Genomic DNA, 20,753 nt, shown 5'->3' on the forward strand with positions numbered 1-20,753 from the left:
TCTTATACTCCCCCTTTAATTTTAACCTGAAACCCTTCATCTATATCAGATATTATTTCTAACGTACACTCATGCAATTCAATAATCTTTTTTGCTAATGGTAACCCAAGCCCCGCACCTTTGACAGATGTAGATCTAGCTTCATCTAATCTAACAAAAGGTTCAAGTATATACTTTATCTTATCTTTTGGTATACCCTGCCCATTATCTTTAATATCTATAACAATTGAACCATTTTCCTTATAAGTTTTAAACAAAATTTTTAAATTATCTCCACCATATTTCATACTATTATTTATGAAGTTTGATAAAGCTCTTTTAAATTTAACTCTATCAATGTTCATGTAAAGTTTATCATCTACTAAGTTGATTTCATAATCAATTTTTTTAGTCTCAAACTCTGGTAGATATTCTATTATTATTTCTCTCATATATTCATTAATCTCAGTTTCTTCCAAATTCAACTCAATTGAGTTATCTTCAATCTTTGATATTTCAAATAAGTTTTCAATTATAGCATTTGAAGTTTTACTGTTAGAAATGATAACATCTATGTATTTTTTATTCTCACAAGATACATTTTCTCTCAACAATTCACTATATCCAGCTATATTTGTTAATGGAGTCCTTAAATCATGAGATATGTCCATAATCATTCTTCTTTTATCTTTTTCTAATAATTCTCTATTTTCAATTTCCTTTTGAAGTTTAGTACTCATTGTATTTATACCCTTAACTAAAGTCATTAATTCATTATGTGGTTGAATTTCTAATTTGTTGTTGTACTCACCATCAGCAATTTCATCAACTCTTTTAATAATAACTTGAATAGGTTGAATTATTCTAGAAATAGATATATCTGAAAAAATAAGAAATACAACTATTATTGAAATCAGAGTAATCAAATTAGCTCTTAATTTAATTTTATTTGATAGAACTAAAAATTCATCAAATGATGCTGGTAAACTAGTATCATAAATAACAATCATAGACTCTGTTAATATCGGTTCCGTAACCATAATACTTTGAAATTGAAAAGGATTTTCAATAGTTTTATTAACAAACTCATTATATTTATACAAATTTCCAACATCTAGTGGACTATTATATTCTTCAATTACTTTAAGTTCATCATCTAAAAGTTGAACAAAACTTCCTTCTCTTAATTCTAGCGCTTTATAAATATCTTCTGCTTTATCATTTTCTTCAATTGCTGTTATTGTTTTTGAATTAAATCCTGAAATTTCATCAAGCTCAGTATTTATCATATACTGATTGATATAAATTACAATAACCAAAAAAATAAACATTAAGCTATAATTAATAAACATATATGTAGATAGATTCTTAAATTTACTCTTCACCCATTTCATTCTGATTTCACCATCTTATATCCAAGCCCCTTTATTGTAATCAGATATAATGGTTGCTTTGGGTTAGCTTCAATTTTATTTCTTAGGTTACTTATATGTACCATAACTGTGTTATCATCACCAAAAAAATCTTCTCTCCATATTTTTTCATAAATTTGTTTTTTTGTGAATACAAATTCTAAATTATGGAGGAATAATTCTAGTATTTTATACTCTTTAACTGATAAGTCAACAAGTCTATCCTTTACAAAAACTTCACAAGTCTTTTTGTTGAGTTTAAGACTACCGTTTGTAAGTAAGTAATTCTCGGGTTCTATAAAAGTTTCTTTCGAGTAATCCAAAAATCTTCTCAAATGAGACTGAATTCTAAATGATATCTCCCCCATTCCAAAGGGCTTTGTCACATAATCATCAGCACCTAATGATAGTCCCTTGATTTTGTGAATTTCTTCAGATTTTGCTGATAAAAATATAACTGGTATTTTACTAAATTTTCGTAACTTTTGAATGAGCTCATACCCATTCAATTTTGGTAACATGATATCCAGTATTGCAAGTTTAATATCTTCTGTTTTTAATATTTCTAGTGCATCAAACCCATTATCAGCTGTAAAAACTTTATAACCATCCTTTTCACAATTAATTTTTAGCAACTCTCTAATATCATCATCATCTTCAACTATAAGAATGTTTATCATCTGATTCACCTCTTCTTAATATATTTTACCAGTAAATCCAACGTCTTTTCAATAATTTATTATAAATCAAATATAGAGTTTCCACTAAAAATCTTTATTATATATATAATTTCAAGTACAAGTAAATTATATATAAATTGGCGAACTGGAAACTCTATGGCAAATATTCTATATTGCTAAACCTTCGGAAAGGCATTGGAATGATTTTTATCATATGTACTATAACTTACTGTAAGTAATGTTAATCCACATAATATTGAACCTGGGATTGAAGGACTTAATCCCCATGGCGAACCGATAATCTTCCAGACTACGCTTACAATAAAGCCAACTAGAATACTAGATACTATACCTTGTGAAGTTGCTTTTTTCCAGTATAGCGCTGCTAGTGCTGGTAATCCAATAGATGATGCATAAAAAGTCCAAGCAAACATTAAAGCTTTATAAGCTTGTCTTATATATAAAGAAATTATGAGTGCTCCTAAACCTAAGAGAACAGTAAATACTCTTGAACATAAAAGCTCTTTTTCATCTTCAAGATTAGGAATTAATGGTTTTATTATATCCCTTAGTATAGATTGTACAGACACCAATAAATAAGTATCAGCTGAGGACATCATAACAGCTAATAATGCCGCAGTTGTTAATCCTATTATCCCCTTAGGTAACAGATTAATAACCAGAGCTGGTATTGCAGCATCTGCAGTGCCATAATCATTTACTACATTTGGTAATAAAACATAAGCACTTAGTCCAATTAGTAAAGTAATAATAATAGTATATGCATAAACAGTAGTACCTAATAACATTCCTTTACGCGCCTCTTTTGAATTCTTAGCAGCAAAGGCTCTTTGCCACATTTCAGCTCCTGCTAATGTAAAAACCAAGCTTGTAAATATCCAACCAACTATCTGGATTGATGGTTTTAGAGATAGCATCTCTTTAGGTATAGTTCTAGTTAATGTTACAATTCCCCCTACTTTAGATAAAGAAACTATTGGGAGCAGGATATACATAAAAACTATTAAAATAAGGAATTGAGCCACATCAGTATACACAACCCCAAATAAACCTGAGAAAACCGTATAAGAAACAAAAATAGCTACTGCAATCCACGCACCTAATTCATAAGAAAAACCACCTATAGTTTTTATTATTGTAGCTGTTGCAGTTATTTGAGTACCCACAGTAGCCATCATTGTAAATGCGATTAATGTAGCTGTAATATATTTTGAGACTTTACCAAATCGATACTCCATAAGGTCAGGAATTGATGATATATTATATAAAAGACCAATAGCTTGAATTCTTCCAGATATAATTGAGAAAAAGTACATTCCAACTAAATACGGTAATGCTAACATTACAGCTACAGCACCTTGGCTATAAGTAATACCTCCACGACCAATCATTGCTCCGCCACCTATAATAGAAGCGCAGACAGTTGCCATAATAACAAAAAAACCTAAGCTTCTGCCTGCTAAATAATAATCACTAGTCTTTTTTACTTTTCTTTTGAAAAATATTCCTATTGATACCATTCCAATAAAATATAAAACTATGATGATTGAATCCAAAGTAGAAATTCCATTCATGTAAATAGATTCCCCCCTTTTTTATTTAACTCAATTATAAAATATTGTTGAATAAAATAACTTAATGCACATTATTTATAAATTGCGAAGAAAAGCGCTTCGCAATTTATAGTGACAAGTTACAAGTGATAAGTTACAAGTTGTGGATACCTTTCGTAAACGAAAGCTTTTAATTTAACAAAATATAAAAAGAATCCTTTTGCGATAGGAAAAGTACATTATCTCATCATCAAAGATGATAAAGGCTTAGTTAAAGATTTTCTGCAAGAAAATCAACCTTAACTTGTAACTTGTATCTTATCACTTGTCACTATTTTTATTCGTAATCTGTTTCAATTGCGAAATAAATTTTTCCTATCACCATTATTCTAAATAAAGACTAATTATTCATATCCATTTTGTAAGAAATCTTTAATTTCATCTATATTCATGCCTTTTAAACCTAAAGTATCAATAGTATTTCCTGTTTCCCAATAATTTTCATCTTTTAATGCAGATGCTAAAGTTATTACAGAATCCATAACTGGTGTTTCAATATTAACTGTACTTGCAATACTTGATAATGCTACTAATGAACATGGTGTATCCTCAGTTAAATACCTATCATTTAAATCTTTAGGTCCTTTCAAAGGATTAAAAGCCTTACTATCTCGATAAGATTCATATAGTGTATCTCTTTTTGGTACATATCCCATCAAGAATAATCTTTCTTTAGCATCAATGATTTTATATCCAAATTTTTCACAGATATTTTGTCTTTCAATATCAATCTTCTCGTTTACACGAGCAACTGAAGGGGTTATTCCCTCTCTATAATGGTAATGTTCTCCTTTAAAATACTCAATCTTACCAGCATTTAATACAACTGGCGCTGGATGTGAAATTGGGTTTCCATTATTCAAAGAACTTTCAAGAACGCTACTTACTAATTCTACTGCTGGATAAAATTCTTTAACAATGCTATACATTTCTTCATTATATATAGAAGGGAAAGCTGCAAAATATAATTTTCCAACTTCTAGTAATATATTAACACTGGTTGGACCAGTTTTTCTACAAGCATATGGTAATGTATGCATTTCCGAAATTTTCACACCATCTAGTTTCCCTTTTTCATGAAGTATCTTAGCTAATATAAGGGCTCCACCAGTACTACCTGGGGCTAAAATGATTCTATCACCTTTTTTTAAAAATGGTGAAATTTTATTGGCAAATGTTTTTAATGCATAAGCTGGTACTACAGGCATAATTAAGTCTACATCTTTAATTGCATCTTCAATATCAGTAGTAACTTTACATATATCCGCGATTCCCGTTTTACCAACACCTGTTAGTGTTAGTTGTTTTGTTTTCATCAGTTCTTGTATGTTTGACTTGAATTTTTCATCTTCGTATAAAGTTATATCATAACCTGCTAGTGATAGATCAGCCGCAGCTGCAAAAGCTCCATTTCCTCCGCCGATGATTGCAATTCTTTTAACCACACATTTCCCTCCTTAAATTCAACATAATATTAAACGTTTTCAAAGCTACTATATTTTATAATTAAATACCTTCAGGGATACTTTATAGATTTTTCCCATCTGTTGCCTTTTCCATAAACTTACCTGAGAAAGCAAATATTATAACTAAAATAATACTAATCCAATGATTGAATAAAAATGGGGCAAATTCATACCATTTTACTCCTAGAGTACCAAGTACCAGTAATGCCCCTCCACTCCATGGTACATATGCTCCTGAATATGAAGCTCCTTCAACTATTGTTCTAGATAGATTTATCTTATGAGAACCAATTCTATCATAAGCTGGAATATACATTCTTCCGTTTAAAATAAGTGATACATAAACACTGCTTGATAAGTAAACAGTTAAAACAGATGTAATGAGTGAAGTTAAGACTAATGATCCTTCAGATTTTATTATGTTTGTTAACTTACCTAAGATAGAATCCAATACACCAATGACTTCTACAGAACCAGCAAAGATGAAAGCACAGAAAATAATTAAGATTAGACCCATCATGGATTTTAATCCACCGCCACTCAATAATTTATCTATTCCTTCAAGACCTGTACCTGATTCAAAACCACTATAAAGAATGGTTAACATTTTATTAACAGGTATGTTTTGTATAAAAATTGCTAAGATTGCTCCTGCAGCTACCCCTATTACCAATACAGGTAAAATTGGCTTTTTTAATATAGCTAAAACGATAACTATTAAAGGAGGTAAAATCAACAGAATATTGAAGTTATAAGCCCCAGCTAGTCCATCAACAATTACCTTGATTTCAGAAGTATCAGCTACATTGTTACTTCCAAGTACAAAGCCTATAACACCATAAATTATTATTGCAATAATTGCTGCAATTCCAGATGTAGAGAACATGCTTTTAAATAAATGAAAAACATCTTGACCAGCAACACCAGCAGCTAAGTTTGCTGAATCTGATAGTGGACTCCACTTGTCTCCTATATAAGAACCAGCTATAATTGCTCCAGCAGTTACTCCAATTGGCATACCAAGACCTGTACCAATTCCCATCAAAGCAACACCAAAAGTACCTATTATTGCCCATGCAGAACCTGTAGCAATGGATGCAATACCTGTTATTATGAATGCAGCAACTAAAAATATTGAAGGACTTAAAATTTTCAAACCTCCATAAATCAACATAGGAGTTGTTCCAGAAGCAAGCCATGAAGCAGTTATTAATCCAACCATTAATAAAATAAGGACAGCAGGCATTCCAATACCAAAAACTTTTAAAATTCCATTTAAGATGTCGTCCCATTGAAATTTTAAGATTATCATACCATAAATAGAAGCTACAATAGCACATAACAAAATTGACATACCAGTAGGAATTTTAGCTTTTAATGCTCCCCACATTAATATTGCAATAAAAGCTATCAATAGACCCATTGCTTCACTGAAAGAAATTTTTCTTTTTTCTTTTTGCATATCATTACCCCCTTTATTGGAAAGATTTATAAATCTTTTAGAAGCATTTTGTAAATTTTTTCTAAAAGTTATATACTAATAGTATACAATCTGTGCACTATCAATATGCTAATAATATACAATATTTTAAGTATTTAGAAATATAAATTTCATAGTAAAATAGATTTCAGTCAATAGAGGAGGTTTTCAATTGAATAAACGAGGAAAAGATGCAGAAAAAAGTGTGTATAAAAAAATTAAACAAGCTATAATTACAAAGAAATATACATCCAACTCCCAGTTGGTAGAGTCTACTTTAGCTGAAGAGTTAAAAGTTAGTAGAACGCCTATTAGGAGTGCACTGAAAAAACTGTCATATGAAGGTTTAGTTAATATTATTCCAAACAAAGGAGCTTTTGTAGCACAAACTACAATAGAAGAGTATATAGATTTATATTCAAGCAGGGAGCTTTTAGAGAAAGAAAGTGCAAGAATTGCCGCAAAAAATATTTCATTAAATGAATTAGAAAATCTAAAGCAATTATTAGAAGAGGAAAAAGAAAGTTATAATGAAAGAAATCTAGAAAGATTTATAGAAGTGAATAATGAAATTCATATGACAATTGCTAAATCCTGCAGAAACCAATATTTTATTAAATTTATTGAAGAACTTGTAACAAAAAGCACTATTTATTTAATATTATATGATGAATTCCATACTAGACCACTTGAAGAATTAAATTCAGTTATTGAACATAAGGAAATTTACGAAGCGTTAAAGAATAGAAATCCTGATAAAAGTGCTGAAGTAATGAGTCTACATATTAAAAGTATCTTTGAAAATTTAGGGATAACAAAAATACGATTATAAAGAGTATATGCACAGATTTAAAAAATTCAATTCTTATGATACAAAATTATTAAAAATTAGCATAGGTGATTTGCCCATGCTAATTTTGATTTGGATATAGAACAAAGATCATAAAACTCTATTCCAAGTTTCAAAAACTTTATAAACATTTTCTGGTTTTGCTCCTAGTCCAAACTCACATTGTGCTATACAGCCGCCATTTGACCATAGCTTTTCATTAACATGTTTTACTGCATTTTCTATTTCTTCCTGTGTTCCGTTTGGAAGTAAGTGTTGTCTATCTATTTCACCCCAAAATGTGATTTTACCCTTAAAGGTTTGTAAATTTTCAAGTCCCATACAAAACACTTGAGAGTTCAAAGCGTCTAATCCTAATTCTATTAAATGAGGTATTATTTCTAATATATAGCCATCTGAATGCATAAAAATCTTTTTGTTATTTCTATGAGCTATATCAATAAAATCTTTATAAATAGGCTTAAATATTTTTATCCATATTTTTGGATTAATCAATAAACTCAGCTGAGATCCCCAATCATCCATCCACATTAACCCATCAACATCTGTTTTTGCCCAAGTCTCTAATAGTTTACAATAATAGTCATGAACCTTGTCTATCACCTCAAAAAGTCCTTCGGGTTCAAGCATAAGATCCACATATAGCTGCTCAGTACCTCTAATAAATTGCAGCCTTTCGAAAGGCCTTGGAAATACACTTGGAATGACAAACTTATCAGTCTTCCTACAAAATTCATTTACTTTTTCTATGTCTATTGTTAAATTTTCTTCTGGTATTCTTAAATTATCCCTATCTTCCCAATCTTCTTCTTTTATTAATGGTTCTTTTATTTCTCCGATAATACCCTTTTGATAATTAGTAAACTTACATCCCCAATGATCAATATATGTTCCTACTTCATAAGGATCGCCGTCTGTTTTTGGAATTACTTTATTAAAGCCTGGTGAACCAACAATATCATCTGGAAATACCTTTTGAATTTTCTTTAACTCTTCCGAATGATTATTAACAGCCCACGGTAGTACCCATAACTGTCTTGGTACTCTTTCAGGACATTGAAAGTTTAAAGTTTTATAAACCAACTCTCTTCCACTAATCAAAATCATTTTCCTCCCCTGCAAATATTTTAATCAAAAAATATTCTCAATAATACTCATTTCTATATATAAACAGTTAACTGTCAACTTATAACTTGCAATGGATATGTTCCATATTTTTTAATAGTTTCAAACATTTTAAATATGTTTTCCATAGGTATTCCATCATGTAAAGAATGGTCTGACCCGATAATATACCCTCCACCCTCTGCTGCATCTTTTAAACATTCAATAGTCTCTTTTTCAACTTCTTCTAATGTACCAAAAGGAAGAGTTTTTGATGAATCTACATTTCCAAATAAACATATCTTATTCCCAAAATTCTCTTTTGCCCATTTCAGACTCATATTTGCTTTTCGTTCCGAAGGATGATATCCATTTATTCCAAACTGAACAATATCTTCAAATACATCGTGTAATTTACCATCACTATGCATAATCACTGGAATACCCATACTTGTAAAAGTAGTTACTAGCTCTTTTATATAAGGGAATAAATGTTTTCGCAAATGCTTTGGCGATGCAAATAGATTCGTTGCATATCCTAAATCTTCTCCAAATATTATTGCATCTGCTCCTTCTTTTACCATCAACTTACCTGCTTCAATCCAAAATTTATTACTCATAGCAAAAATTTCTTCTACCAATAATGGATCATCATATAAATTTATACATACATTTTCTAAACCCATTAAAAAGGTAGCAGTAGTTAGAGGACCATTTAAACCTGCCAACAAGGCAATTTCATTATTATTTATTTTTACCGCTTTTCTAAACTCCTCTAATCTTTTTGAATCAAAGGGTTCTGGTGGAATATAATTAATCAAATCCTTTCTCGTAATTATTGGATATTCTATTGGAGAATCAATGGGCCAGGATGATTTATCCTTCTTATATTTAGTTCCCCATTCATCAATGTATATATCTTTTGATATTCTATTCGCGTAATTATCTACTAATCCACCAAATGGTATCCATAAACCATCAAGGCCAAGTATTTTAGCACATTTCAAAGCATCTTCAGCATTATAAGAATAGTCTTCATCTACATTTCCAATTAAAGTATTGAATAATTCAACACTAAATAAAAAATCATAACATGGAACTCTATCAGGTTGTCCTCCGTGTAAGGCTGTTAAAAATCTTTCCTTAGGACTCATATTTAACATTTTGATCGCTCCCTTTTAACTATACTTAATTTTTTTTCTGAGTCTGCACAGTATTGAATAGAACAGCTATTAAAATTAAAAGCCCACGTACAACATATTGTATATATTGATTTATATTCAAAAGTGTCATAGCATTAATTATTACTCCCAAGAAAATAAGACCTATAAATGTACCCCAAACCTTACCTGTACCACCCGATAAACTTGCACCTCCGATTATAACAGATGATATAGCTGTCATTTCCCATCCTTTACCAAACGAAAAGGATCCTGACATAACTTGTGAAGAAACTAATATTCCTCCCAGAGCTGAACAAAGCTGTACAACAACCATAACAGTCATTTTTACACGTTTAACATTTATACCAGAAAGACGAGCTGATTCAGGATTACCTCCTACCGCATATACTGATCGTCCAAATTTTGTGTAGTTCATCAAAATTAATGTAATTGCAAATACGATTAGTAAAATAATTGCAGGAATAGGCACCACGCCAAATAACTGACCCGCTCCAAGTACATTGTACCAACTCGGTAATGTTGTAACTGGAAATCCTTTAGATATAACTGCTGCAACTCCATATATTACATTCAACATTGCCAATGTTATAATAAAAGAAGGCATTTTAAATTTTGTAAGAAGCCAACCGTGGAATAAACCAATCAACCCAGAAACTACAAAAGACAATACAATACCTACAATTACAGCTTGCTCTATGGGCATAATCCCAGCTGAACTAAGTTTTCCAGTAGTCATTCCTACTATTACACCTGTAAGTGCTACTGTTGATCCAATAGAAAGATCTATCTCACCTGATATAATAACCATAGTCATACCAAATGCAATAACTCCTTGTAGAGACATATTTCTAAGTATATTAAGCAAATTATTTGTAGTAAAGAATCCTGATGATATAAATGACATAACAATAATAATTAGCAAAAGAATAATTTCAAGCATATACTTACTTGTGATTTTTTTTATTTTAGATTTATTTATACGCATACCTATTCTCCTCCCATACATATGGAATAAAGTTCATCAATCTTCAGTTCATCTGGATTATATTCACCTATAAATCGCCCATCGCTCATGATTATAATACGGTGACAAACCTCTAAAAGCTCCTCTAATTCTGATGAAACCATAATACTTGAAATCCCTTTACGTGCTTGTTCCCAAATGATTTGGAATATTTGTTGTTTAGCATTCACATCAATTCCACGAGAAGGTTCATCAAAAATCATAACTTTCGGATCAGTATTTAGCCAATTACCAACAACAACTTTTTGCTGGTTTCCACCTGATAATGATGATACTAAATGATTCACATCTGAAACTTTAATTTCTAAATTTTTCACCTGCCGTTGTACAAATTTATTCTCAATATTTTTATCAATAAACTGTCCATTTGAAATTTGATTAAGGCTTGCAACACATAAGTTTTCCTTGATAGAATGAATCTGAATAAGCCCTTCTCGTTTCCGATCTTCTGGAGTTAATGCAATTCCTGAATTTTTCATTTTTTCAGGTGTTGGGTTTGCTATACGCTTTCCATTACAATAAATTTCTCCACTTTCAAAAGGATCTGCTCCAAAAATAGATTTTAGCAACTCAGTTCGTCCAGATCCAAGCATTCCTGCAATACCAAGAATTTCTCCTTTTCTTAGCTTAAATGAAATATCTTCAAACTTATTTTTTCGAGTAAGATCTTTTACTTCTAGAACAACCTCATCTGATATATTAATATCTTCTGGACGTGTAAGTATTTCTATATCACCAAACATCATATTTATTACTTCCTTATGAGTAGTTCCCTCCATTGGAACGGTACCTACAAGATTTCCATCACGTAAAACACTGCAAGTATCTGCAATCTGCCATAATTCATGAAGACGATGGGATACATAGATAATGATAACATCCTTCTTCTTAAGTTCTCTAACAATATTGAACAAGGATTCTATTTCGCTCCTAGCTAATGAAGATGTTGGTTCATCAAGTTGTAATACTTTAGGTTTATAACTCATTGCTTTTGCAATTTCAATCATCTGACACTGTCCTACACTAAGATTTTGCACCATTTCATCAGCTGGAAAATCTATATTTAACTCTTCAAGAAGTTCCTCTGTCATAGAGTATGTTTTTTTCCAATCAACAAGTTTTCCTTTCATAGGCATACGACCCAAAAAAATATTTTCAGCTATTGATAGACTTGGAATAAGACTCAGTTCCTGATATACCGTTGCTATACCTTTTGCAAAAGCAACTCTTGGATCATTAAAATTCATACATTCACCATCAATAAGTATTTCTCCATGTGTAGGCTGAATAGCACCAGAAAAAATTTTTAGTAATGTTGATTTTCCTGAACCATTTTTACCAATCAATGCATGGACCTTACCACTTTCAAAAGAAACTGATACCTTATTTAACGCAACAGTACCTGGGTAATTTTTAGTAACATTACGTGTTTCTAATATACTCATTTTAATTACCTCACAATTTTATTTTGAATTATTTGTAAGGGTCACTACAATGCATTCTCCTTGTAGCAACCCTAATGATTAAAATATACATGTATAGATAAAACCTAAGGGAGTTTATCTATAGAAACTATTTATTTACCTGTTTTAGCTTTTAAGTCTTCTTCGAATTTTGCAATACCTTCTGGATTATCACGGCTTACTAGTATACCATCTACTATTACAGCTTTACCCTCGCTTGCACTTGTATCTTCACCTTTTAAGTTTTTGATAAGTAATTCCATTGCTCTGTATCCTATAGCGTATGGGTCCTGTCCTGTTACAGCTTGAAGAATGTTTGATTCATCCTTTAACATTGCTAACTGTTGGTCTCCTACATCTATACCAAATACAAAACATTCGCCAGCTTTTCCAGCATTTTTAACTGCCATAGTAGCACCAATAGTACCACCATCATTTGCAGCATAGAATATGTTTACATCGGGATGAGCTGTCAAAATATCACCAGCTGAAGCAACAGCTGTATCTTGAAGCCAAGCATCTTGATCTGCAACAACTTCTACATCTGGATTTACTTTCTTAACTTCATCAAGGAATCCGTTTACACGGTCTGCGCTTTGTTCTGGAAGTTGAGATTTAAACTGAAGTATAGCTATTTTTGCTTTTCCACCAAGTTCATTTTTGATAAACTCAGCAGCAGCTTTACCTGAAGTTGCGCCAAGATTAACGTTATCTGACGTAAAACCGCCTACAACGAATTCTGCATTTGTTAAAGGTAAGTTAGTAATGGCTATCTTCATACCTTTATCATTAGCAATTTTAAGAGTTGCAAATGATGAATCTTTGTTCAAAGGTGAAATAGCAAGTCCATCTACTTTTTGAGCTACATATGTATTTATGAGCTCAGCTTCCTTTGCTTGATCATTAGCTGTATTACCTGTTAAGCACTTAACATTAGCATCTTTAGCAGCATCTTGATACCCTAGAGATAACAACTTCATGAACTGATCTTCTTGAAAAACAACGCCGGCAACTGTAATTTCTTTTTCAGGTTTTTCTTGTTCTTCTGTAGTTTCACTTCCCTTTTCATTTGTGGTTCCAGTGTTTACAGTCTTCTCACCACATGCAGATAAAGATAGAATCATGCTTAATGATAGTAAAAAAGTAACTAGTTTTTTCATAATACATCCTCCTAAAATAAATAATATTTATTGGTAGGACCTTTCGGCCTTCTGCCCTTATATAGTGCTTTGCACAGTTAACTGTTAACAGTTGACAGTTAATGTTGATTTTCTTTCAGAAAATCTTTAATTAAGCTTTTATCATCTTCGATGATGTAATAATGTGCTTTTGCTTATGCAAAAGGAGAATTATTTTATCTTTTCGTTAAATTAAGAGCTTTCGATCTATCGGAAGGTGTCCATTACTGTGCACTGTAAACTGTAAACTGTAAACTGACAACTGATATAGATAAATCTACGCAGTAATTTATTTATATTTGAAAGCCCTTTCAAAAACCTATAAAAAATTATTTAATTTTTCTTACTGAATCTCTAATTATTAACTTTGTTGGCAAAACCACATTTTTTTCAATGCCTTGTCCTTCTTTTTGTATTTTATTTAAGACCATTTCACCTGCTGTTTCTCCAAGATAGTAAATTGGTTGTGCAACAGTGGTTAATTTTGGGGATACTAATCTTGCTGTACTAATATTATCAAATCCTATTAATGAAACATCTTGGGGAATTCTTATTCCAAGCTGTTCAAAAGCTAACATTATACCAATAGCTGTATTATCATTAATAGCAAATATTGCAGTTGGGTAATTTCCTCCTTCTATAAACTTTAGAGCTGCAAAATAGACTTCTTCTTGAGTAAAACCACAATCTATAACATATTTTTCATCAAAAGGTATATTATACTTAAGCAGTGCTCTTTTATAACCTCTTAACCTTTCACTTAAAGCTAAAATATTATATTTCCATCCAAAAAAAGCAATACTTTTATGTCCATTTTTAATAAGATACTCAGTAGCCTCAAAGGAGCCCTTTTCATTTGTAGTATCAATACAATCAATACCTTCAGCATTAGTTTGAATAGAAACTATATTGGTCTTATTATTGACGCTATTCATCAAGTTTTTATTTAGCTCTATGCTAACTAAAATAAGTCCCGCTACTCTTCTTTCAATTATATGCTGTATGTAATCATTTACATTGCGTTTATTATAATTAGTATTATAAAGTAATATTGAGTATCCTCTAGCACTTATAATGTCATCAATTCCCTTAAATACATTAGCAAAAAATGGATTACATATATCTGGTATAATAACTCCAATTTCTTTTGATCTACAGCTAGCTAAATTACTAGCTAAACTATTAATATTGTAATCTAATTCTTTAACAACTTTTAGAACTTTTTCTCTTTTTCCTTTTGATACTTTTACACTATTATTTAAAACACGAGATACTGTGCTCAATGAAACTCCAGCTGTTTCTGCTACATCTAACATCGTATATTTCTTTATCATCTTAAACATTTACACCCCTATCTTGAAAGTGCTTTCAGAATCATTCTTATGATAAATATAGCATTTATTACCATATATGTCAATTAATTATCATTTTCTTTTGTTTAGTATATCATATTTTCTGTATTGTTTTGCTGTTTCATAAATAGCCATAATTTTCTGTGGCGATGTATTTGCTTGAATGTTATGAATCTGAGAAAATATAAATCCACCACCTGGTGCAAATATTTCCATCATCTCTTTAGCTTCTCTTTTTATATCTTCAATAGAACCTGATGCTAAAGTAGTTTGAGTACTCACTCCTGCTCCCCAGAAAGTTAGTTCCTTACCAAACTCTCTTTTCAATGTAGCTGCATCCATATTATTAGCGGATAGCTGAACTGGATTTAAAATTTGAACTCCTGCATCTATTAAATCAGGAATTATAGTATATATTGCTCCACAAGAATGAAGAAAAACTTTTATAGTTGGATAATTGTTTCTTACATATTCATATTGTATTGCATGATAAGGTTTAATAATATCCCTGTACATCTGTAAAGACACTTGTAAACTTTCTTGCGTACCAAGATCATCTCCAAATTGTATTACATCAATATATTCACCAACAGCCGCAAGGTATTTTTCTAAATCTCTTAAATACGCTGCTGTCTTTTTTTCTAAGTAATAATGTATTAAATCAGGGTTTAAAGCCATTTCCATATAGAATTTTTCATATCCCCAGTCCAATTGTCCAGCTTCTAAAATATTCCCACCAAAACTGCCTAATATTGAGTAACTTGTTCTTTCATATAATCTTTTGGCTTCCGACTTTAGAAATTCTATTTCTGTAGCATTAATTTCAGGAATTGGTATTTTATCGATATCATCCTTTGTTTGGCAATTTTCATAAGGATGATGCACTACATCAAAATATAGTCCTCCATTAGGCATCTTTGCTATAACTTTATCATTATTTATAATTTCTGAATCATTATTTTTATTACGTATTGGATTGTAATCGTAGGGCACAATACAATCAGACCCATCCATAAGCTTTCCATTCTTCCATTTACCTATGTTTATTCCAAAAGCCGGCTCATACCTGTGTAATTGAACTACATCTCCATTCATAATTCTTAACACTTCTATTTCTGGTTCAGCTAATTGCTGAAATACATCATATAACTTTGTAACTCCCCCTTCAATATTTAAATACTTTTTAAGTTTGTTATAAGCCATTGCATTTATTCCAGTAGACCTCATACCGCCAAAATCAATAGGTACCATATCTGCTTCTCTATGATTCAGTCCAATACGAACCCTTTCTCTTGATGTAATATTCATCATGAATATGCCTCCTAAATAAATATTATTAATTACTTTTTTCATTGCATTAATTAAGTTGTCAATTGAATTAATTCAATTGACAATTAAATTGAATCAATTGAATTAAAAAATTTTTGAAATACTATACTAATTGCTCCCATGGCACATAACTCATCACCAAAAGATGTTTTTTCTATTAAAATGTCTTTATTATATTGTGGATATACTCTTGATTTAGCATTCCTTATAGCACTATCACTATATTGGTCACATCCCAAAGTTAAATCCCCACCCAAAATTATTATTTCTGGGCTAAAAAGATTTATTATATTAGAAATTCCTATACCTAAGTTCTTTGCCGCTTCGTCTATAACTTTTGTATATCGATTATCGCCTTCTTTTGCACATTTAATTATATCTTTCACATCTAAATCATCAATATTTTCTATATGAAAATCATTCTGTGACATTCTTTTTTCTTTCATTTCATTAATTACTTTATTTTTAATATAAATTCCTGATGCCATTGATTCAAGACAACCTCTATCTCCACAACTACACTTTGGTCCATCAGAATTTATAATCATATGTCCTATATCACCTGCCCCATCACAAAAACCATGATAGATACTTCCATTAATAATAGATCCTCCTCCTATTCCTATAGAACAAGCATAAATAACAAATATATTTTTGTAATTCTTTCCAAGTCCAAACATAAATTCAGCAAGTGCAGCAGCAGTTGTTTCTTTTTCAAGATAAACTGGAATTTCAAAAGCTTGTTCGATAATATCACATATAGGAACATTTACCCACCCTGGAAAATTAGGAGGATTTAGTAATATCCCTTTATTGTGATCATATGGTCCTGGTGCTGCTATACCAATCCCTAATATTTTATCTTTTGATATATTTGCATCTCTCATCAAATCATTAATTAGTTCAACCATCCTGCTAATTACTTTTTCCTTACCTTCATTCAAATTTGTAGGTATTACCTTCTTCTTTATTTTTTGAGCTCTAAAATTTGTAACTAAGCCAATCATATTTCCAGCATTTAGTTCTATACCAATTATAAATTTTACTGTGGGATTCATAACTAAATTAATAGGTTTTCTACCACCTGAAGAATTTCCAAGGCTAGATTCCTTAACATATTCATCTTTTTTAAATCTATTCACAATATTAGTAATTGACGAAGAAGTCAACCCAGTTATTTTAGCAATCTCAGTTCTCGAAATAGGCTCTTCTTCAAAAATTAATTTTAGTACATTTCTTGCGTTAAATTTTTTCATCATTTCGTTATTAATATTTTTTAATCTCATTATGTCTCTCATCCTAACTTACTTATTTCATTGGATTAATTAAGTTAATTGTATAATAATTCTGACTATTTTACAATACTAAACTAACATTTTTATTTTAAATTATTTCCTTTGTTCTCTAACTGCTTCTATCATTGCCAGATATCCTTCAACTGGTATATAATTAGGAATTGAATTTCCTGACCCTATGGCTATTCCTCCTCGACCTTTCGAATAGTTCATTACATTTTTAACATATTCTTTTATCTCTATTTCCTTATTTAAGCACAAAACATTTAACTCTATACCACCAAAATTACCGATTCTATCACCATATTTATCAATCCATTCAGAAAATGGAGCAATTTGATCTTCGTTAGAATGCTTAGCATCTATTTTCGCTACTTTAATAAGATCATCCATGATATTGAATATATTCCCACAGGAATGAAGTAAGAATGGTTTGTTATAAGAATGAACTAATTCTACTATTTTCTTATATTGAGTTATTATATTTTTTCTTATGTCATTAGGATTAATCAATGTAGTAGATTTGAAACCTAAATCATCACCAAATCTTAAAACGCAGTAGGTATCATTAAATCTTTGCATAAACTCACCCCAAATTTCACTCATCATATTACCTACTGTACTAAACAAATCATTATACAATTCGCGATCATCAATAGACATATAACATAACTCAGTGTAACCTACTACATCTTGTACACATTCAAACACCCCATTTCCTGGCCCTCCTATTGCCTTCATTCCCTTTGGCATTTCTTCTTGGAGAAGCTGAAAATCCTGTGCATAAGCATCAAAGTACATTTTAGGAATTTCTTTCCAAGGATAATTATTAAAATCTTCTCTAGTTTTTATAACTCCAGGTTTATGTCCACCCAATGAACCACTACCAGGCATTATGGCTCCAATACACCTTTCAAAAGAAATTGTATCATATCCCATTGTTCTAAAAAAATTGTTATAATTTCTAAAATACTCTCTTTTATCCCTTTCATTACCTTCACATAAATGGAAAAACTTTTTATTTAGTATCTTTTCCATTATTTCTTCAGATATATTATGTTCATATATAGGCATTCTTTTCGCTTCAATATTTCTCGCCGCTTTTTCAATATTCCTATAATCAGGTTGAAAATTTTTCATAAGAACTCCTCCTAATCTATTCTTAATACTAATATATATCAAATATTCAGACAAATATATGCTGATTATTGCCTACTTCTTTGCAGTTTTTATCTTTTTTATATTACTAGGAGGATAATTTCTTACTCTTTTAAAAACTCTGTTAAAACTAGATACATTAGAAAATCCCACCTCATATGCAGCCTGAGAAATATTAATATCTTTTGATAAAATTAGTTTTTCTGCTTCGCAAATTCTAACGAAATCTAAATACTCTTTAAAAGTTCTACCAGTTATCTTCTTAAAGTATCTTGAAAAATAAAAATAGCTTAGATTTAGAACATCTGCTGCCATTTTTAAATCTATATTTTCTTTATAATTAGTCTCAATGTATTTAAATAATTTATCTAGTTTTTGAAATTCACTATCTTTAAAACTACTTTTACTGTTAATTATATTACTTCGAGTAAGTATTGCTATTAATTGATATAAATAGCCTTTTATAAATATTTCATATCCATTTTCTTTATCACTAAATTCTTCATAAAGCCCTTTTATGATATTTTGAATTTTTAAATAATTATTATCTTCTCTCATTATATGAGAAACACCACTTTTACCATTATTAATGAAAGTACCAATATATTTCGATTCAAATAATGTTGTATAACAATTTTTAATTACCTCAGGAAGAAATTTAATCACAAGTATCCGAGTTTTTGCAGATAACTCAGTCTGAGTACTATGAATATCTCCTTCTTTTAAAATCACAATATCATCTTTCACAACCTTAAATGTTTCACTATTTACCTGTTGAATTGCTTCACCTTCAAGCATATATAGAATTTCTAAGCATTCATGCCAATGAGAGTATACAACAATATTTTTTTTAGAATTATCTTGTATAAAGATGTCAACTGGAAAAGCTAAACCATTATGTATAAGATTTTCTTTATAAGGTTTCATAATTCTCCTCCTCAAACAAATTAATTTTTCTACTCTCTTATATAATTATATTATATTTAGGAAAATCTTACGAGCTCGTTGATAAAAATTTAATCTAAAATACCAAGATTTAAATTTAATTATTTGTTATAATTAGATTATTATATTGTAATGATTTTACACAATAAATATAGAAAATAGTAAATAAAATTGGTGGTAAAAATTATGAATAAGAATAAAAAGGAAATCCTAATTATTGATGATTCAGAATTGGTAATAATGACCTTAATAAAGCTATTAACTCCTAAATATAAAACGTTTTTTTCAAAAAAAGCGCATGAAGGCATAGAGATAGCTTCAGAAAAACAACCTGATTTAATTCTTCTTGATATACTGTTACCAGAATTAGATGGGTATGAGATTTGTCGTCGTCTAAAATCTAACCCTTTAACAACAAATATTCCTATAATATTTGTTACTGCTATGTCACAAGCAACTGACTTAGCTAAAGCTTTTGAAGTGGGAGGCGCTGATTATATTACTAAGCCTTTTGTCCCAATAATTCTCGAAGCTAGGATAAACAATCAGCTTAAATTATCAGAATCAGTTTCTGAATTAAAACGTTTATATAAAATGGCATTGGATTCCAATCCCATTACAGGTTTACCAGGCAATAATAGCATAAAAAGAAGAGTTGAAGAAGCAATCCATTTTAAAGAAAATGTTTTTGTTTTCTATGCAGACTTGGATAATTTTAAATCCTTTAACGATAAATATGGATTTGCTCACGGAGATAAGGTTATTTTCTTTACTGCCAAATTATTTAGTAAAATCGCCAATAAAGTTGGTTGTATAGACCCATTTATCGGCCATATAGGTGGAGATGATTTTGTAATAGTAATTGAAGAAAGTAAAGGGATTACTTTTGTAGAAAATTATATCAAAATATTTGATGAAACAATAAAAACTTTCTATACAGAAGAAGATTTAAAACTAGGATACATTTCTGCAGAAAATCGCCAAAATGAAGTCAAAAAATTTCCTATTATGTCATTTAGTATAGCCGGTGTAAATTTGAGCAAAGGTCTTTATTCAAACTATCTGTACGTAAATGACATATGTGTTGAATTAAAAAGTAAAGCAAAGTCTCATACTGGTAGTTTTTATTGCATAGATAGAAGAATTAATTATTAAGAAAAACATAAAAATAAGCATTAGTTCTTATACCAATGCTTATTTTTATTTAATCTAATATTTTA

17 protein-coding genes are annotated in these 20,753 nt (G+C 30.2%); 2 read left to right on the forward strand and 15 right to left on the reverse strand.

The features are described 5' to 3' along the window. Nucleotides 1–2: 2 nt before the first annotated feature. The 5 genes from ACQ3F0_RS20195 to nhaC form a co-directional block, all read right to left on the reverse strand. Nucleotides 3–1,373, reverse strand: coding sequence for a sensor histidine kinase (locus ACQ3F0_RS20195; protein ID WP_428867533.1), 1,371 nt, complete (start codon nt 1,371–1,373; stop codon nt 3–5). Then, the gene (locus ACQ3F0_RS20200) at nt 1,370–2,071 is read right to left on the reverse strand and encodes a response regulator transcription factor (RefSeq protein WP_428867534.1); all 702 of its coding nucleotides are present in this window, start codon (nt 2,069–2,071) and stop codon (nt 1,370–1,372) included. Before ACQ3F0_RS20200 ends, ACQ3F0_RS20195 begins: the two co-directional genes overlap by 4 nt. A 176-nt stretch (nt 2,072–2,247) precedes the next feature. Further along, entirely contained in the window at nt 2,248–3,666 is a 1,419-nt protein-coding gene (locus ACQ3F0_RS20205) for a sodium:solute symporter family protein (RefSeq protein ID WP_428867535.1), read from the reverse strand. Nucleotides 3,667–4,049: 383 nt separating this feature from the next. Continuing rightward, the gene (locus tag ACQ3F0_RS20210; RefSeq protein WP_428867536.1) at nt 4,050–5,150 is read right to left on the reverse strand and encodes an NAD/NADP octopine/nopaline dehydrogenase family protein; all 1,101 of its coding nucleotides are present in this window, start codon (nt 5,148–5,150) and stop codon (nt 4,050–4,052) included. Between the two features lie 82 nt (nt 5,151–5,232). After that, nucleotides 5,233–6,633, reverse strand: a complete 1,401-nt coding sequence (nhaC, locus tag ACQ3F0_RS20215) for a Na+/H+ antiporter NhaC (RefSeq protein WP_428867537.1) — start codon at nt 6,631–6,633, stop codon at nt 5,233–5,235. A 190-nt stretch (nt 6,634–6,823) separates the two neighbouring features. On the opposite strand from nhaC, the gene ACQ3F0_RS20220 reads away from it, so the two are divergent. Continuing rightward, nucleotides 6,824–7,483, forward strand: a complete 660-nt coding sequence (locus tag ACQ3F0_RS20220) for a GntR family transcriptional regulator (RefSeq protein WP_428867538.1) — start codon at nt 6,824–6,826, stop codon at nt 7,481–7,483. 108 nt (nt 7,484–7,591) lie between these two features. Here ACQ3F0_RS20220 and ACQ3F0_RS20225 read toward each other — a convergent pair whose 3' ends face one another. The 10 genes from ACQ3F0_RS20225 to ACQ3F0_RS20270 form a co-directional block, all read right to left on the reverse strand. After that, nucleotides 7,592–8,608 (reverse strand): uroporphyrinogen decarboxylase family protein, encoded by a 1,017-nt coding sequence (locus ACQ3F0_RS20225; RefSeq protein ID WP_428867539.1) that lies wholly within the window; start codon nt 8,606–8,608, stop codon nt 7,592–7,594. A gap of 74 nt (nt 8,609–8,682) precedes the next feature. Further along, a complete protein-coding gene (locus tag ACQ3F0_RS20230; protein ID WP_428867540.1) occupies nt 8,683–9,768 on the reverse strand; it encodes a uroporphyrinogen decarboxylase family protein in 1,086 nt (361 codons plus the stop codon). 25 nt (nt 9,769–9,793) lie between these two features. Beyond that, nucleotides 9,794–10,774, reverse strand: a complete 981-nt coding sequence (locus tag ACQ3F0_RS20235; protein WP_428867541.1) for an ABC transporter permease — start codon at nt 10,772–10,774, stop codon at nt 9,794–9,796. Between the two features lie 2 nt (nt 10,775–10,776). Next, on the reverse strand, nt 10,777–12,258 hold the full coding sequence (locus ACQ3F0_RS20240; RefSeq protein WP_428867542.1) for a sugar ABC transporter ATP-binding protein: 1,482 nt from the start codon (nt 12,256–12,258) through the stop codon (nt 10,777–10,779). Between the two features lie 131 nt (nt 12,259–12,389). Next, the gene (locus ACQ3F0_RS20245) at nt 12,390–13,436 is read right to left on the reverse strand and encodes a substrate-binding domain-containing protein (protein ID WP_428867543.1); all 1,047 of its coding nucleotides are present in this window, start codon (nt 13,434–13,436) and stop codon (nt 12,390–12,392) included. Nucleotides 13,437–13,783: 347 nt separating this feature from the next. Continuing rightward, a complete protein-coding gene (locus ACQ3F0_RS20250) occupies nt 13,784–14,797 on the reverse strand; it encodes a LacI family DNA-binding transcriptional regulator (protein WP_428867544.1) in 1,014 nt (337 codons plus the stop codon). 81 nt (nt 14,798–14,878) lie between these two features. Continuing rightward, nucleotides 14,879–16,117 carry a uroporphyrinogen decarboxylase family protein gene (locus ACQ3F0_RS20255; protein WP_428867545.1) on the reverse strand — a complete coding sequence of 413 codons (1,239 nt, stop codon included), beginning with the start codon at nt 16,115–16,117 and terminating at the stop codon, nt 14,879–14,881. 83 nt (nt 16,118–16,200) lie between these two features. Next, nucleotides 16,201–17,421, reverse strand: coding sequence for an ROK family transcriptional regulator (locus ACQ3F0_RS20260; protein WP_428867546.1), 1,221 nt, complete (start codon nt 17,419–17,421; stop codon nt 16,201–16,203). Between the two features lie 102 nt (nt 17,422–17,523). Next, nucleotides 17,524–18,570: a uroporphyrinogen decarboxylase family protein gene (locus ACQ3F0_RS20265; RefSeq protein WP_428867547.1), complete on the reverse strand. Its 1,047-nt coding sequence runs from the start codon at nt 18,568–18,570 to the stop codon at nt 17,524–17,526. Between the two features lie 72 nt (nt 18,571–18,642). After that, the gene (locus ACQ3F0_RS20270) at nt 18,643–19,515 is read right to left on the reverse strand and encodes an AraC family transcriptional regulator (protein WP_428867548.1); all 873 of its coding nucleotides are present in this window, start codon (nt 19,513–19,515) and stop codon (nt 18,643–18,645) included. A gap of 204 nt (nt 19,516–19,719) precedes the next feature. Here ACQ3F0_RS20270 and ACQ3F0_RS20275 point away from each other — a divergent pair, with 204 nt between their 5' ends. Beyond that, nucleotides 19,720–20,688, forward strand: a complete 969-nt coding sequence (locus tag ACQ3F0_RS20275) for a response regulator (protein ID WP_428867549.1) — start codon at nt 19,720–19,722, stop codon at nt 20,686–20,688. Nucleotides 20,689–20,753 lie beyond the last annotated feature (65 nt).

The sequence above is a fragment of the Clostridium sediminicola genome, assembly GCF_050402865.1.
Classification (GTDB): domain Bacteria; phylum Bacillota; class Clostridia; order Clostridiales; family Clostridiaceae; genus Clostridium_AF; species Clostridium_AF sediminicola.